We start from the raw sequence: 2,815 nt of genomic DNA, 5'->3' as shown, positions 1-2,815 counted from the left end.
ACTAAGACCACCGACAGTAATAGTTGTAGCTTTACTATTAATAGTAATTTTATTTACAACAAAACTACCTTTATAATTATCATCACCTAAAAATGCAATAGCGAAAGTGTAAATTCCAGACCATGCAAGGTTAATTTGGAGTTTTGCAACACCATTTGCATCAGTAACAAGATTATAAACTACTCCATTAAAACCAATACTAACAGGTTTACCAGCTAAAACATTACCTTCAGAATCTTTAAGAACAACACTAAAGTACCTACCACGTTCACCATTATAGAAGTCAACAGCAGTTTGAGTAAAATCACTAGAAACAATATTAGTAGCCGCCCTTATAGGAGCTTTAGTTGCTATAATTATATTAGTAGAAAGATTAGATTCAGTATAATTCTCATTACCTGCAAAATTAACAACAAAAAGATTTTTACCAGATAAACCAGAAACAGTAACAGTACCATTAGCATCAGTAGTTACATTATGCTCAACACCATTAACAGAATAAGTTAAATTAGCATCAGAAATAGCAGTACCATTAACAGCAGTTAAACTAATAATAACATTACCATCATCATCAGAATCAATACCAACAACAGAATCAACTTTAGGAAGAACAGTAGCATTAATATATTCTTGAGTATTATCTTCACTTTTAACTATATTAGTATTAACATCAAAATCATATTTACAATTTTTAATATCAATATAATCTATACTATCAACAGGAGCTTTAACTATACCATTAACATTAATATTACTAAATTTACAATTATTGAAATAAACACCATCCTCAGGTAAAAATTGACCAATAGTATTAATAATTGAATCAGCACTTATATCATCAAAAGTACAATTAGTAAAATTCGCATAACTATAACTCCACAAATCAATTTTAGTTATATTTTTAAAAACACAATTTTCAAAATTATAAACACGAGTCCACCTGAGGCCATATTCTGGATATGGGATACTATCTTTGACATCAGTAGATAAATGAATAGTACCATCCCTAAAAGTACAATTAACAAAATTACAATTATTTATAAAATAAGCTTCAATAAATGTCATATTAATATAATTATGAGAAATATTACGATTTTTCCACATATCTGTATTAAAAAGTGCCCATATAGTATTTGGTCCTTGTCCAATTAAAGTTTTATTAACAGTATTAGATATAGCGTTTATTGATGAAGAATAAGTTCCATCAGCTAAATAAATAATCGCAGGTTCATAATCGTCCCTTAAAGTAGCATATCCCTCATCGTCAGTATCTTGACCATATGCTGTTTCCCAACTTTTACCATCTGCATTAGGAATATTAGAAGAAATATTAAAGTAATATACAGAATATTCATCATCTTTAAGAATATTTGTATCAAAAGATTTTAAGTTACTAACAATAACAGGGTGATTTTCAAAAGTATAATTTCCACTAATACTTACAGTATCAGAACTAGTTAAAGTATGATTAATAAAAGTATTATTATAAACCTTAAGATTTGGAATACCTGCAGTAATATTTTCAAATGATTTACTATATGCTGCTATTGCTTGACCATTATCAGCAACATTAGAAACAAATGTAGAATCATGAACATTTAATGCACCACTATTCATTGCAGTGATAGCTCCTCCAGATCCACCATTACAACGGTTGATATTACCTTTAAAAGTACAATTATCTACAATAATATCATAATTACCCATCCACCAGTTAGATGCACCTATAGCACCACCACCAGAACTAGTATTACAAGTATTATCATTGAAAAGAGAATTATAAACTTTTAATACACTATAAGTATATAATGCTCCACCATTCCATCCAGCATTATTATTAGTAAAATTAGAATTATTTATAATAGTTTGTGAACTATAATGTGTGTGAATTGCACCTGCCCACCATTTAGCAATATTATTAATAAATTCAGAATTATTTACATATAAAACTCCACAATTATTAATTGCACCAGGTTCTACACTAGCAGTATTATTAATAAATTTAGATTTATCAACATTTAAAACAACAGCAGTACCATAATTAGTTACAACACCATAACCAGTAGAACAATTAACAAAATTACAATTTATAATATCCATATTTCCTTGATTATTATAAATCACAGAATTATGACCAGTACCAGTAGTAATATTAATAAAACTACAATTTTCTAAATTATTAGTACCCTTTAATTGCATGAGATTTTCAACATTCATATTAACAAAACGAACATTAATAAAATTAATATTAAAATCAGAATTACCACAAACAAAAGGAGTACCCTCAAAATTACCAGTAATATAACTACTATTAGTACCAATAATAGTAATATTCCCCATAAATTTAATAACATTAGTAGGAACATATTCATTACCAGTTAATGTAATAACTTTATCCTTATTAAAATTACATTGATTATATAATTCTTTCCAATTATTTGCATTTACATTAGTTCCAGAACTAGAACTAAAACTATCTTTAGCAACTACTTCTCTTTGACTATCAGAAAGCTCATCATTAGAACTAATAACATTATTAGTAACAACATTATTATCTACATCAACAGCACTAACATCAACATCAGAAACAGAACTATCAAAACTAGTACTATTATCTACATCAGCAGCACTAATAGAGCCAACTAAACAGAAAAGAGCTACTAAACAAAGAACAAAAATAAATAAATTATTCTTTTTCATATATACAAAATCCTCCTTAAAATTATAAAAAGTATATCTTAAAAATTATAAAAATAATTTTAATAAATTCAAAAAAACCTATATAAATTAAAATATAATTTAAAAAAATATAATT

At 26.6% G+C, this 2,815-nt stretch carries 1 pseudogene; it reads right to left on the bottom strand.

Going from position 1 to position 2,815, the window contains the following annotated elements:
• Positions 1-2,700, bottom strand: a pseudogene (locus BGI41_RS07560) (hypothetical protein); the annotation flags it as partial.
• Positions 2,701-2,815: the final 115 nt, after the last annotated feature.

The sequence above is a fragment of the Methanobrevibacter sp. 87.7 genome (genome assembly GCF_002208625.1).
GTDB lineage: Archaea > Methanobacteriota > Methanobacteria > Methanobacteriales > Methanobacteriaceae > Methanarmilla.
The sequence above is the reverse complement of the archived record's forward strand: the minus strand, read 5'-3'. Positions and strand labels throughout refer to the sequence as shown.